The sequence below is a fragment of the Priestia endophytica genome (assembly GCF_026790145.1).
Taxonomy (GTDB): domain Bacteria; phylum Bacillota; class Bacilli; order Bacillales; family Bacillaceae_H; genus Bacillus_I; species Bacillus_I endophytica_A.
Genome location: NZ_JALAMS010000065.1, coordinates 1 through 908, shown reverse-complemented (window position 1 = coordinate 908; position 908 = coordinate 1). Strand labels below are relative to the sequence as shown.

The following is a 908-nucleotide window of genomic DNA, read 5'->3' as shown; positions in this document are numbered from 1 at the left end:
GATTCTTATGAAAAAGCTCACAAGGTTCTTCTAGAAGAAGCCTGTCAAAAAGCTATTGAAAAAGCCAATCTTCAAAAGGAGCAAATTCAATTTTTCCTTGGAGGGGATCTCATCAATCAGATCACACCTACGAGTTTTGCTTGTCGAACACTTGGAGCCCCTTATATCGGATTATTTGGTGCTTGTTCAACCTCAATGGAAGGACTAGCTCTTGGCGCCTACCTTGTCAACACAAAAGGAGCCAACTACTTGCTAACAGGAGCCTCTAGTCACAATACCGCAGTTGAAAAACAATTTCGTTATCCAACGGAATACGGCGGTCAAAAACCGCCTACCGCCCAATGGACCGTGACAGGCGCAGGAGTTGCCCTATTAAGTGATTCTGGGGAGGGGCCTTGTGTTACTTCTGCTACGATTGGTCGCGTAATCGACATGAGGATGACTGACCCGTTTAATATGGGAGGAGCTATGGCTCCAGCTGCCGTCGATACCATTGAGGCTCACCTAACGGAGCGAAATCTGGATCCTTCTTATTATGATTTGATTGTTACAGGAGATCTTGGTCGGATTGGACGTGACATATCTCTAGATTTATTTAAAAAACATGGGACTCCGATTCGTGAAGAACAGTACCAGGATTGTGGACTCATGATTTACCGAGAAGGACAGCCCGTACTAGCTGGAGCTAGTGGAGCAGGGTGTTCGGCCACGGTGGTGTATGGTCATTTATTAAATCGTATGAAAAAAGGGGAGTTCAAACGAATATTGGTGGTCGCCACAGGCGCTTTATTATCACCTTTAAGCTATCAACAAAAGGAAACCATTCCTTGTATCGCTCATGCTGTATCGATTGAATATGGAGGTGAATAATAGTCATGATTTTCTTTTGGGCTTTTGTTGTAGGCGGT

General features: G+C 44.6%; 1 protein-coding gene. It reads left to right on the top strand.

Features of this window, described 5'->3' with window-relative positions:
• The coding region (spoVAD, locus tag MOC86_RS26200; protein WP_268586835.1) for a stage V sporulation protein AD at nucleotides 1-870 on the top strand (870 nt) is incomplete at its 5' end.
• Nucleotides 871-908 lie beyond the last annotated feature (38 nt).